The organism is Mucilaginibacter sp. dw_454 (assembly GCF_018449775.1).
Classification (GTDB): domain Bacteria; phylum Bacteroidota; class Bacteroidia; order Sphingobacteriales; family Sphingobacteriaceae; genus Mucilaginibacter.
The window spans coordinates 140,633-153,272 of sequence record NZ_JAAVVB010000004.1; the positions used below are offsets into that span (position 1 = coordinate 140,633).

General features: G+C 44.7%; 10 protein-coding genes. 8 read left to right on the plus strand and 2 right to left on the minus strand.

Translation table 11 applies throughout. The features are described from left to right. Positions 1-39 precede the first annotated feature (39 nt). From HB679_RS14045 to HB679_RS14080, 8 genes are all read left to right on the plus strand, one after another. Positions 40-1,215: a DNA cytosine methyltransferase gene (locus tag HB679_RS14045; RefSeq protein ID WP_214072634.1), complete on the plus strand. Its 1,176-nt coding sequence runs from the start codon at positions 40-42 to the stop codon at positions 1,213-1,215. Next, complete coding sequence (locus HB679_RS14050; protein ID WP_214072635.1) at positions 1,187-2,179, plus strand: HNH endonuclease signature motif containing protein; 993 nt, start codon at positions 1,187-1,189, stop codon at positions 2,177-2,179. The genes HB679_RS14045 and HB679_RS14050 overlap by 29 nt, the downstream gene beginning before the upstream one ends. A 16-nt stretch (positions 2,180-2,195) precedes the next feature. Then, positions 2,196-2,615, plus strand: coding sequence for a DNA mismatch endonuclease Vsr (gene vsr / locus HB679_RS14055; RefSeq protein ID WP_214072636.1), 420 nt, complete (start codon positions 2,196-2,198; stop codon positions 2,613-2,615). 112 nt (positions 2,616-2,727) lie between these two features. Then, a complete protein-coding gene (locus tag HB679_RS14060; protein ID WP_214072637.1) occupies positions 2,728-4,182 on the plus strand; it encodes a DNA cytosine methyltransferase in 1,455 nt (484 codons plus the stop codon). Next, complete coding sequence (locus HB679_RS14065; protein ID WP_214072638.1) at positions 4,152-5,630, plus strand: ATP-binding protein; 1,479 nt, start codon at positions 4,152-4,154, stop codon at positions 5,628-5,630. The genes HB679_RS14060 and HB679_RS14065 overlap by 31 nt, the downstream gene beginning before the upstream one ends. 1 nt (position 5,631) lies before the next feature. Then, positions 5,632-6,159: a hypothetical protein gene (locus HB679_RS14070; protein ID WP_214072639.1), complete on the plus strand. Its 528-nt coding sequence runs from the start codon at positions 5,632-5,634 to the stop codon at positions 6,157-6,159. Continuing rightward, complete coding sequence (locus tag HB679_RS14075) at positions 6,156-9,329, plus strand: Z1 domain-containing protein (protein WP_214072640.1); 3,174 nt, start codon at positions 6,156-6,158, stop codon at positions 9,327-9,329. Before HB679_RS14070 ends, HB679_RS14075 begins: the two co-directional genes overlap by 4 nt. Positions 9,330-9,333: 4 nt before the next feature. Further along, the gene (locus HB679_RS14080; protein WP_214072641.1) at positions 9,334-11,379 is read left to right on the plus strand and encodes an AIPR family protein; all 2,046 of its coding nucleotides are present in this window, start codon (positions 9,334-9,336) and stop codon (positions 11,377-11,379) included. Here HB679_RS14080 and HB679_RS14085 read toward each other — a convergent pair. Continuing rightward, entirely contained in the window at positions 11,352-12,344 is a 993-nt protein-coding gene (locus tag HB679_RS14085; protein WP_214072642.1) for an HNH endonuclease signature motif containing protein, read from the minus strand. The two genes, HB679_RS14080 and HB679_RS14085, sit on opposite strands and share 28 nt — an antisense overlap. Before the next feature lie 48 nt (positions 12,345-12,392). After that, complete coding sequence (locus HB679_RS14090; RefSeq protein WP_214072643.1) at positions 12,393-12,626, minus strand: helix-turn-helix transcriptional regulator; 234 nt, start codon at positions 12,624-12,626, stop codon at positions 12,393-12,395. Between the last annotated feature and the right edge of the window lie 14 nt (positions 12,627-12,640).

Below are 12,640 nucleotides of genomic sequence, written 5' to 3' on the forward strand. Positions count from 1 at the left end.
ACCGGATTTGCTTAGTTTTGAAGTTGGGATTGTTGTGAAATGAAATTAAAAATAATAGATTTATTTGCAGGTGCAGGTGGCTTTACGCTCGGATTCAGGCAGGTTAAAAACACGAGCGGAAAACCGGTTTTTGATACGGTCTGGGCAAATGATTTTAATAAAGATGCAGCTGAAACATATAACGCAAACTTTGGTGAGCATTGTGTGTACGGCGATATTGTCGATATACTGAACAATCCGCGGGTAAGGATACCCAGAGCAGATGTTGTAGTAGGAGGCCCTCCCTGTCAGGGCTTTAGTTTATTGAACCGGAACCGGGAACTGGATCCGCGGAAGGCGCTCTGGCTGCCTTTCATGGATATTGTTCAACGTTCACAGGCGTCGGTATTTGTAATGGAAAACGTACCGGAACTGCTGACTTCGGATGAATTTCTTGAAATAGAAAAGGTAGCGAACAGCCGCGGATTTACTATCCGGGCAGCTAAACTGATTGCCGCCAATTACGGTGTCCCCCAGTTAAGGACAAGGGCATTTATTATGGGTTCAAGACTTGCAGACCCTGAAAATGTTTTCCCGCCGTTACGGACTCATCGCGACCCCAGGAATACAAAAAAGACGGATGACAGTTTATATAAACAGAATGCAAGGCCGTGGAGAACAGTGCGGGATGCCATAGCTGATCTGCCTTTCCCGGAAGGAACGGATATCCGCGGAGAGAATGGTGCTGAAGCACTTCACTTTGGCCGTAACCCGACACAACTTAGTATAGACCGTTATCATGCTATTCCCGAAGAGGGAATGAATCGATTTGACCTTCAGCGGGTAGCGCCCGAACTTACACCCGACTGCTGGATAAATAAAAAAAGCGGCGGAACGGATCTGTTCGGCAGATTATGGTGGGATCGTCCGTCGGTTACTATCAGAACGGAATTTTTTAAACCCGAAAAAGGAAGGTACCTTCATCCGCAGCAGCACCGGCCGATAACACACCGCGAGGCAGCGAGGTTTCAGGAATTTCCGGATGATTTCATCTTTAAGGGAAGTAAAGTTGAGGTTGCCCGGCAGATAGGTAATGCCGTCGCTGTGGGAATGGCCCGGCAGATAGCCAATATCGTTTATGAACATTTTAAACGATACCGGCAGCAATTAAAGAAAAACAGAATTAATGCAAATACCGAGCAATTAAATGGCAAAAAAATCTCAGTCAGCGTTTGACCTGATCAAAATAAAGGAAGATCTGACCGATCTGCTGAATAACTTCAGTACCCTTGTTTCCTCTGAATCATCCGATATCAGGGAACGGGTATTAACGCTGATCCCTGCTTTTCACCTGCTGAGAAAGCTGGGTACTAATATTATTCCCCGCGGAGCTGCATTATCAGCGCGGGAGCGGATACTTGCTTATCTTCAGCGGTATCCGGAAAGAATTATCGACAGTGAGGAACTGCTGGTTGTTTCCGGAATTACCGATTATCAGCGACGTATAAGGGAATTGCGTTCGGAGATGGGCTGGCCGGTATTGAGCGGGAAAACCGTCAGGATGATGTTGAAGGAAGGTGAATGGGACAGCGCAACAACGGAAGACGTATCCGGAATGAAACCTGATCAGTATTTCTTTTTAACTTCGGGACAGGATAAGGAAGCGGCTTACCGCTGGAAACTCAGTAATGAGATACGCAATAAAGACATCTCCGTAAAAGATAAGTTGCTGGAGTATTTCAGAAAAAATACCGGAAGAAAAATAACCGGAGAGGAATTGAGCTACCTGGCGAAAGATGCCAAAGAATGGGCAAGACGTGTGCGGGAGCTGAGAACAGAGGAAGGCTGGCCGATAAAAACCAAAAATACCGGTAACCCTGAATTGCCAGTCGGAGTATACGTTCTGGAGGAAGATAAGCAGGCGGAAAAACATGACCGGAAAATTGATGATATAATCAGAGTAGCGGTGCTGGAGAGAGATGATTACAGTTGCAGAAAATGCGGATGGAGTCTGTCGATGCGAAGACCGGAAGATCCGAGACAGTTCCTGGAATTACATCATCTGGATTATCATGCAGATAAAGGCGCAAATGACCTTGACAACCTGATCACTATCTGCAATATGCATCATGATTATATTCATAAACACAAAATGAATAAAGCTGAAGTATTAAACTGGGTAAAGACCAGGGAGGATTAATAACGCGTGTTTGTATATGGCCGATGTTCATTCTAAGGAAACACGAAGTTATAATATGTCCCGGATACGCGGAAAGGATACCGGACCGGAAATCGTTGTAAGAAAATTTTTATTTGCGAAAGGTTTCAGGTACAGACTTTACGATAAACGGCTTCCCGGAAAGCCTGATATTGTCCTTCCGAAATATAAAACTGTCATTTTTATTCACGGCTGTTTCTGGCATGGCCATCAGGACTGCAGGTATTTTACAGTTCCTAAATCCAATACAGAGTGGTGGCTGAACAAAATACACAAGAATCAGCAAAACGATTTAAATGCCTTATCTTTACTGCAAGCGCAAGGTTATAAGGTAATTACGGTATGGGGGTGCCAGTTGAAAAAAAAGCAGATCGATACTACTTTACAGGATTTAATTATTACATTGCAATCAACCTGAATCCCGTATTTCATCGGGCACTGATTTTTTGTTAATTTTCAAAAAAATCAGAAAGCCCTTCTTATGCTCATTTTGAACGTAATGAAAGGTTTTTCATGGAAAAAATCTTTACATGCAATCTAAAATTAATCGTTTTATAAGTGGTGAAAAATTAAGAGTTCTTGATCTGTTCTCAGGTTGCGGCGGCCTGTCGCTTGGTTTTCAGCGGGCGGGTTACGACATTATCGGATCGGTGGAACTTGATAAGGAAGCTGCCAGATCACATGCTTTAAATTTCCACAAAGGGCACGAATTATTTGAGGAATATGCAAAATCACGCAATATAGAAGACACTTCTCCGGCAGATCTGTTTAAAGACCTTAAAATAAACGGAGCTATTGATGAACAGGTTGATATAATTATCGGCGGTCCCCCCTGCCAGGCATTCACACGTATAGGACGGGCCAAACTTCGCGAGGTCAAAGAAGATGCGATCGCTTTTTTGAATGATACAAGAAGCCAGCTTTATAAAAGATATCTTGAATACGTGAGAGAGCTGCGGCCGATGGCTATTCTGATGGAAAATGTTCCTGATATGCTTAATTATGGTGGTGCCAATATTGCCGAATTCGTATGTGCTGATCTGGAACAATATGGCTACAGATGTAAATACACCTTGCTGAATACTGCATATTTTGGTCTCCCGCAGATGCGTGAACGTATGTTTCTGGTCGCGGTACATAACACATTTAACGGAGAGATTTCTTTTCCTGTACCTACCACTTTCATTGAATTGCCAAGGGGGTATAACGGATCAAGAAATGTAGCATTGAAACATATAGATCTGGAGAATCCCGGTCATTTTGAAAATTTCCGGCCTGATGCAAATTTGCCTGTCGCAGTAAGCGCACAGGATGCGCTTTCCGATCTGCCTGTGATCACTGAACATCTGACGACAAAAATGAAGAGGGGTATCAAAAAACTGAATACTGAAGTTCCCTATTTATTGTGCGAACCGGCGAACGCTTATCAGCGGCTGTTGCGTAACTGGCCTGAGCACAGTGGCGGGCAAGGTGTTACAGCTTGCGTTACCCGTATTTTGCCTAGAGATTATCCGATATTCCGGATCATGGAGCCGGGAGACCAGTATCCGCAGGCGATTGCCCGTGCGGAACAGCTTCTGGCAGCAAAACTCGCCGAATCAGGTATTGCTGCAGACCCTGATTCTGATGAATATAAAAGAATCAGAAAGACTATAATACCTCCTTATGACGCCGGAAAATTCCCTAATAAATGGCGGAAAATGGAGCCGGACATGCCTTCCCGGACATTGATGGCACATCTGGGTAAAGACTGTTACTCACATATACATTACGACAGTGTTCAGGCCAGAACAATCACCGTCAGAGAAGCTGCCAGGTTGCAGTCTTTTCCGGATGGTTTTGAATTTTCAGGGGCAATGAACGCGGCGTTCCGGCAGATCGGTAACGCGGTACCTCCTCTTATGGCTGAAAAACTTGCTACCCGAATACTAAACCTTATTCAAACCGCAATCCCATGTCAGATACCGAACTGCCAGATGGTATAGGAGCTGAAATTGTAGCTCCGAAACCTGCCGCGCTTATTGAAACGTTCCGGGCAATTGGTTATAACCTGCCTTCTGCCATTGCTGATATTATTGATAACAGCATTTCGGCAGATTCAAAAAACGTATGGGTTAATTTTAACTGGGCCGCAGATAATTCCTCAGTTATGGTGAGGGATGATGGTAACGGAATGACAAAGGATGAACTTGTTGAGGCTTTAAGACCAGGGACCGACAATCCGCTCTCTGACCGCGATTCAGGTGATCTGGGCAGATTCGGTCTGGGACTGAAGACAGCGTCATTTTCGCAGTGCCGCAGATTAACTGTAATTTCTAAAAGTAAAATCACACAGGAAGTCAATTACCGCGCCTGGGATCTGAATTACGTTGAGAAGCATGATCAATGGCAGATTATAAAATATTTATCAGATCCGGGTCTGCTTGAAATATTAAGCCCGTATGCAGGTGGTACCATTATTCACTGGCAACTTCTGGACAGAATTGTTTATGATCAGAATAAGCAGGTAATAACTCAAAAAAAATTCTGGGAGTCAGTACGTGAGGTTGAACAGCATCTGTCGATGGTTTTTCACCGCTTTATTGAAAAAGGGAAATTAACACTCTTACTTAATGGTAATACTGTAGCGGCCTGGAATCCTTTTCTTACCACTGAACAGGCAACACAATCATTTCCTACGGAAACCTATGATAACGGAAGGATCAGTCTGACGGGATTTGTACTGCCTCATGTTTCAAAAATAGACACCGAAAAATGGAATGAAGCTGCCGGCAGTATGGGCTGGACGGCACAACAGGGTTTCTACATTTACCGGAAAGACCGTATACTGCTTGCTGGTGACTGGCTCGGCTTATTTAAGAAGGATGATTTTACCCGTCTTGCCAGGATCATGGTAGAAATAGATTCCTCGCTTGATTTCAGCTGGCAGCTTGATATCAGAAAATCCCGTGCCATTCCGCCTAAAATGTTTCAGGATATTCTTAAAAGATATGGTGCTGAAATCAGAAAGCTTGCTATTGATGTTTATCGCCACAGGGGCAAACAGAAACAGAGAAAAATAAACCACTCCCATTTTGAATTTGTATGGGTCACTGTAGAAGAAGGCGGCCGGGAGTATTTCAGGATTAACAGAAAGCACCCCTCTTACAGGATCGTAAAGGAACAGCTCGGTGCTGAAGCCAAAGATTTTGTGAAGTTCGCCAGGCTGCTGGAAATGACACTGCCTGTACCGGCCATTGTCTTTAATGAAAATCAATATGCAGACCAGCCTGTCCCGGCACTCTCTGCTGGTGATGCCCTTGTCCTTGACATGATGAGATCCGTTTACAAAAGGTTGTTGAAAGACGGGCTGACGCCTGAAAAAGCGGTTGAGGAATTATATTTTATTGAACCATTCAGCAACTACCCCCATCTTGTTGAACAATTGAACTGATATGAAACTGATCAATTTAAATATGCTTGAGGACGGTTCGACTGGTTTATCCCGGCGAAACGGCGCTTTTCTTGGCGAAGCTGCATCCGTCTGCCTTAAGCATAACGGGCACCCCGTTACCATTGCCATGCCGTCCGGCGGCCATTTTCAGGAAACTTATGAGCTTACCTGCTATGAGGTAGGCGATGATGCGGTGAGCAGCTTTGCCGATATGCAGGAAACGACCGAATATGGTGCCTGCGGAATTGCACTCTCTATCATCGCAACGGAATTATCTCTTCAGGCAGAAAGATCATGGAAGGGGACAGGCTTCGATTACTGGCTCGGCAATAAGGATGACGGCCTGCCGTTCCAGAACAGCGCACGACTGGAGGTCAGCGGTATAATAAGCGGCACCGAGGAGCAGGCCGTATACCGATTAGGGAAGAAGCTCGATCAGACCAAACTATCCGATGCTGATCCTTATCTTCCGGCATACGCTATTATTGTAGAATTCAGTAACCCAAGAACTTTAACCGGAAAAAGATGAACGAACTTGAAAACAAGGTAAACAGCCGTCACGGTGAGTCCATGGAGTTCGCGGAGATGGCATTCTTTGCGAAAAGGAGAAATGAATTTTATAATTACTGGAAATTTATTCAAAAGGCGCTCAATCTGGAAAAAGCTGCTGCGAGAGCATTGGAAAATGTCCGCGATGCAGAGCCCAGCCGCTCTGTTCTGTATAAAAGTGCGGCTTATCTGGCGCTGAGTCTGGACTCTTTTGACGAGGCCGAAAAATTACTGGAGGAAGGTCTCAACGGTAATCCGCCGGCCGAGATCCGGGTAGAGATGGAGGGGCTCCTGGCGACCATAGCCCGTAAAAAACGCATCAGGAAAAAAGTATTACATGATGCACAGGGATTTCTGGAATTGGAAGAAGAAGAACCCATCGATGATACAGGTCTCAGGCGGGCGCTCTATTCTTCTTTCAGAGGGATAGAAAATTATTTTCCGGGAGAAAACATAGATGATCTGCTGAACAGAATTGCGCTCGAAGTAACATTTGAAAGGATAAACAAGGTTAATGTTCCGGACTATCAGATATTTGACAGCATCAGTTTAACAGACCGCTGGGCAGATCAGCGGCCAAGTCAGGAGGGCGACTTCTGGGAAAGTTATAAAACTTTTCTGAGCGATAAGGAAATCGCCCAGCCTACTATAAAAAAGCTGGATTTGCTTACCAACGACATCCTGAACCGGCTTGGTAACCCGTTACAAGGCGGCTCCTGGGACAAAAGGGGTATGATAGTAGGAGATGTACAATCAGGTAAAACCAGTAATTATATCGGCCTGATCAATAAAGCCGCAGATGCAGGTTACCGGATCATTATCGTACTTTCAGGTCTGTATGAAACGCTGAGAAAACAGACCCAGCAACGGATAGATGAAGGCTTTACAGGTCATCATTCCATGACAGATAAACCGGGTCTGATCGGTTCCGGTAAATACAGAAAAACGACTTTGCCCCCGGTACACCCGATCACACACAGTGGCGAAGACGGCGATCTGAAATTACGGAACCTGCGTAACCATCCGCTGAACACCAATGATTATTATGCTCTGGTGATCAAAAAAAACCCGACAGTGCTGAAAAGCCTGCTGACCTGGTTCTGCAATAGTACCAATGCTGAAAAGGCTGGCGATACGTTGCTGATAAGAAACATCCCGCTGCTGGTAATTGATGACGAAGCCGACTATGCTTCTTTAAATATCAGCAAGGATTTTGTATCAACAATCAATGGTCAGATACGCGCGTTACTTGGATTATTTGACCAGAGTGCATTTGTGGGGTATACTGCAACTCCGTTTGCAAATATTTTCATTACTGACATTAATGAAACCCGCGAAAAGACTATTACCGTAAACGGTAACAGGATCAGACTCGGAGATGAACTTTTTCCGAAAGATTTTATTATTAATATTCCCCCGCCGTCGAATTATATCGGTTATACAAAAATATTCGGTACAGAACTGGATGAAGCAGAGGAAGGTGAAGATAAATTGCTTACGGTTAATATTATCGGTGGCGATGATGCCAGTATTCCAAAAAGCCACCGTAAGAACGATGAACTTCCCGTCAGTATTCCTGATGATCTGAAAACCGCTGTATGCTGCTTTGTAATTGTCTGCGCGACCAGAATGGCACGTGGCCAGGAAAAGGACCACAATTCAATGCTGGTCCATGTTTCCTGGTATGTGCGCTGGATCAATCACATCGCCGGCCTGGTAAATGAATACATGGAGGAGGTGCGTAATCTGATACGATATGACACCGATGGTGAATTCTCTGACAGAATGCGGCAGATATGGTCTGCCGAATTCTCCGGAAAAAGCGATGCCGTTATGAAGCAGATGGGCTACAGCGATCCCCGGGTAATGGAACATACCTGGGAGGAGATCAGCCAGTATCTGACTGCGGCGGCGGAAAAAATCGAAGTAAGGGCCGTACATGGTCCTCAAAAAGGCCTTTCCTACGAAAATATGCAGCCGTTGAATTATGAGGACCATGAAAATGGTCTTTGGGTCATCGCAGTCGGCGGCAACAAACTTTCACGCGGGCTGACGCTTGAAAGTCTTTCGATCAGCTATTTTCTGCGGGCCACCAAATTTTACGACACGCTGCTGCAGATGGGACGGTGGTTCGGTTACAGGCCCGGCTACGCCGATCTTTGCCGGCTGTTCACAACCAGTGAGCTTATTCTCTGGTATCAGTATATTGCCGGTGCTACCGAGGAGCTGAAAGAGCAGTTTGATGTTATGGAGCTGGCGGAGCGTACACCGCAGAACTACGGACTCAAGGTCAGAAAAACTCCCGGGAAAATGCTGATGATATCTTCAGCCATAAAAACCAGGGGCGCAACGGATCTTGAAATGAGTTTTTCCGGCGAACTTCTGGAAACTTATATCTTATCCAAGTCACCAGGTGTACTCTCACGGAATCTCGAAACAGCAGGAACGCTGCTCAAAAACCTCGGATTGCCCCCCGGAAAAGAACGTCAGGGGCAAAAGCTGATATGGGAGAATATACATGTTGATCTCGTGGACCAGTTCCTGCTGGCCTACAGAACGGAACAAACCAATATTTATCCGCAGTTTCTGCGGGGGTATTTCGCATTACAGGCGACCAGAGGACATCTGATCAACTGGACCGTGGTGTTTATCAGCAATACTCAGGATGAGGCTGCTTATCAGTTCCGGACGGATCACGGGAACTATAATATCGGCAGAACACTTCGTCAGCAAAGGGTTTTTGAAGATGCTGATGGCCGTGAATTCACTGATCCTGATATCTACTGGATCAGAAAATCTCATATTATCAGCCCGCCGCATGAATACCTTGATATGGATGCTGACGACAACAGATGGCAGCAGGCAAAAAAGCAGGCCGACACAGACGGAACCCGTTCGATAGGTAAATACGTGCGTAAGCATCGCGGCCCCCGGTACGGTTTATTGCTTGTCTATGTGCTGGACCCATCGGGCTTTACGGGGACCGATGATCTGCCAGCAATCGGATATGCTATCAGTCTGCCGGTTATTGACCATGACAAGGGAGTTTCTTATATGGTTAATCAACAGTATATTGATGAACTGACAACTATGTTCGGCGCGCCAGAAGATGCACAGGAAGATCCGGAAGCTTTAACAGACCAGCAATAACAGAATGGCAGCAGAGAATTTTGAGATCATTAATTTCAGTACACTTCTTTTTCAGGGAGTAGGAGAAATTATGGAAACCAGCCAGGACGGTGTATTCCGCGAAGCTGCCTTCACACAACTTGTTCTCGAATATCTTTCCGATGCGGATGAAACCGGTAACTGCCAGGTCTGCACGAGCATCAACAGGAATAAGGCAGGCAACCGGGTACGACAGATAAACGCATATGCGCTATGGGATGATTACGAAACACTCGATCTGTTTATTACTGACTACAGAGGTACCGGAGAAATTTATACGCTTGAAAAGAGCCGGATAGCCGGGTCATTCAATCTCGCTTTTAAATACCTGAAGTATTTGCAGAAAGGAGAGTTCAGCAACGTGGAAGAATCCGCCGCAGAAATGGAATTTATCAGCAATTTTAAAGAATTCAGCGGAAAGATCTTAAGGACCAGGATTATTCTGGTTACAGACGGCATTATCCGAACCGAATTACCTTCTGCCCCGACCCAGACCGATGGTCAGTTACTGATTTATGAAGTCTGGGATCTGCAACGCATTTATCAGGTCTGGTCATCACAGGGTAAAAGAGAGCCGATTGAAATTGATATTCCACATCAGTTTGGCCATCATATAGAATGTTTGTCCATAGGACAGCAGGAGGATCATTATTCTGCTTATCTGGCGGTGGTTCCGGCTGACCTCCTTGCAGATCTCTATAATATATACGGAACCCGGCTCCTGGAACAGAATGTACGCGTATACCTCCAGAATCTCGGAAAAGTTAACCGTGAGATAAGAAAAACCATTCTTGATAGCCCTGGGATGTTTATGGCGTACAACAACGGCATCTCCGCTACGGCCACTGATGTAATTTTTGAAACAAATAAGATCACCGGGAAGGTCTTTATCAGACATATAAAAGGTTTGCAGATCGTCAACGGCGGACAGACGACCTCATCAATTTATTATGCCCGGAAAAAAGATCGTGCAGATCTTTCGAAGATTCACGTTCAGATGAAAATTACCCAGGTCCACGACGACAGGCAAATGGAAGGGTTGGTTTCCCGCATATCAAAATATGCAAACAGTCAGAATAAAGTGAGCGAAATTGACCTGACCTCGAATCAGCCATTTCAGATTAAACTGGAAGAGTTGTCGAGAACAACCTGGGCCAATCCGGCAGGGAGTGGTAATCAGCAGACACGCTGGTTTTATGAACGGGTAAAAGGCCAGTATAAAGAAGAGCTGAATAAAGAGCATACCAATACCCGGAAAACCGCATTCAAAACAAAAAACCCGTCAGGACAGGTACTCCTGAAAGAGGAATTTGCGAAATACCGGAACAGCTGGAAGCTTTTACCTTACTGGGTGGCCAGAGGAAGTCAGAAGAACTATCTTCAGTTTATAGGTCAGGAAAAAGAGACAGAGCCCTCACGTCAGTATTTCAAGGAAAATGTCGCCATAGCCATTTTTTTTAAAGCTGCCGAGGTTATTTATGGAAAAAAACCAAACTCTATGGGTGACCTGCGTTATCTCGTGGTGCCCTATGCGGTGGCATGGATAAACCATCATACCGAAAACAGGTTGAACCTTTCAAAGATTTGGGATAACCAGCAGTTGTCCGGACCTTTTAAGCAATTAATACGGAGCGTATTACTGAAAGTAAATGAATTCTTTCAGCAGAAACCGGAAGAGTTTGCGCTGATCAGCGAATGGGCAAAACGCGAAGAGTGCTGGAACTCACTTTCCTCGATCGGGCCCGAAGAAATGGAAATTGACTTTGATCTTATTACTGCAGACCTTCATGACGCCGGCGTATCAGGAACAGTTATGAATAAGAGCGTGGATAGTCTGAATGGGTTGAAGATCGCAGACTGGGAAAGAATAGAAACAGAGGGCAGGGAAAGACTGGGCTTTGACCTGTTTCAGATTAATATCATAAGAAATGTGATCCGGCGCCTGAAACTTGGCCGGCCATTTACGGAACAATTGAGCGAACAGGCAGCCACTCTGCTGGAAATTTATCGTAATGCAGTCGTTTCTTCATGATTTTTTTCCTGAAACACATCCCAGCGTATTTGTAACGCCGCAATTGACGGCCTGCAGCCTGAGTTGTTAAAATCTAATGCTTTTCCCTGAAATTCCGCATATTCGGTATTCTGCAGTTCTGTATTAAGCACAATTGTTAGATCTGCGGGACATATTCCAAGCAGGTCTGCATCGAACAAAGAATGGACATCCCGACGGAGTAAGATACCATTTTCACAATGATTATCATCGGGGCCGCGATAATGACAGATATGACTGGCCTCAATCGCAGTTGCAACCGTGCAGCCGGTAAGCATACATTTTTCGCCGTAACGGTTAAAAAGATCATTTCTGAATTTGCTTTGCTCAGGTCTGTAATAGGATCTGCCTGTGCGGAAATCCCTTTCATCCTTTGCTGATGGTACATAGGGAGGACCATTACCTGGTCCGGTTAAACTAATCCCTGCAGGTGAACCGAGTTGGGTCAGCAGATCAGGAAACTTGTCCATGAGAAAGGACGCATTCGCCTGCTGAATAGAATAGTATGGGTTGCGGTTGATATAATAATTTTCAAGGAGATGCACACTGGTTTTCTCAGGCACACTTATAAATTTTCTGCTGTAATCGGCTGTGTATTCCTGAATTTCTGTTTCCACCTCTATAGGATTATCAAACTCATGTCCTTTCCTGCATTTATATTTCGGGGTTTTATTTTTCCTGGCCGAATGTTCTTTTATACCACAGATCGGGCAACTGTAGCGCTTCTTTTGCAATCCTCCTTTAATTTCTATCTGATCAACAATGCCAAATCCGCTGATATACATTTTATCAGCAATAACGACGTAATCACCCCGTTTTAATTTATTGTGATTTTTAACGAAATTATCATAGATATAATACGCATCCGGCTTATCAGCATACCCATCATTGCCTCCGAAGGCGCTTTTTTCTCCTTTTGACTTCAATATCCATAGTTTTTGTTCCATAAATGAGTGCAGATGATGTGTTTTGGATGGCCTATGATCGAATGATTATTAAACTATATTTTCATTTATTTTTCCTTCTACGATGGCAATAATTTCTGATGGCGTTTTATTTAAAGAGGGTGCCATTTTGAAAAGAGTAGTTATAGTTGGAGTTCTCAGGCCCCTTTCAAGTAAGGAAATATATGTGCGGTCAAGTTCACTGCTTAAAGCAAGTGCTTCCTGCGTAATACCTGCTTCTTCACGAACATTTTTTAAAACTTGACCGAATATTTTTTCCAGCATAATCTGTACAAGTT